Below are 462 nucleotides of genomic sequence, written 5' to 3'. Positions count from 1 at the left end.
GGCGATGCTACCGGCGGCGAAACGCTCGTCCGGGCGCTTCGCTTGCCGTGCGTGCGCGGCGTTCACACGGCGCGGGGATTCGCCTCGGTTTCGACAAACCGTCGGGCGCGCATTCGTCGACCCATGATGGATGGATTCAAACGGATATCGCGATGCGGCTCCCGCAAATCAGCCTGATGCCGGATCAGGCGCTGGCGAACGAATAGACGGCCGCTTGGCGGCGCTCGCCGCGATCGAACACCGCGCGCCGCGGCGCGTAGCGCCCATGCGCTGCGCGGGCTGACGGCCGCGCAGCCGTCAGCAGCCGAGCGCTTCCGTCCTGAATGCGGCCACCGCGTCCTGAAGACACCGGGATTGCTCGTTGAGCGATTGCGCGGCGATGGCGGCGTGCTCGACCAGCGTCGCGTTGCGCCGCGTCACGCTGTCCATTTGCGAGACGGCGGCGTTGATCTGCTCGAGCCC

General features: G+C 68.8%; 1 protein-coding gene. It reads left to right on the top strand.

The window, feature by feature from the left end; genetic code table 11:
• A partial coding sequence (locus tag J5M56_RS25130; protein ID WP_207938077.1) for a hypothetical protein occupies positions 1-206 on the top strand: 206 nt, incomplete at its 5' end.
• Between the last annotated feature and the right edge of the window lie 256 nt (positions 207-462).

The organism is Pseudomonas sp. 51_B (assembly GCF_017491595.1).
Taxonomy (GTDB): Bacteria; Pseudomonadota; Gammaproteobacteria; order Pseudomonadales; family Pseudomonadaceae; genus Aquipseudomonas; species Aquipseudomonas promysalinigenes.
This window is presented reverse-complemented; position numbering and strand designations above follow the sequence as displayed.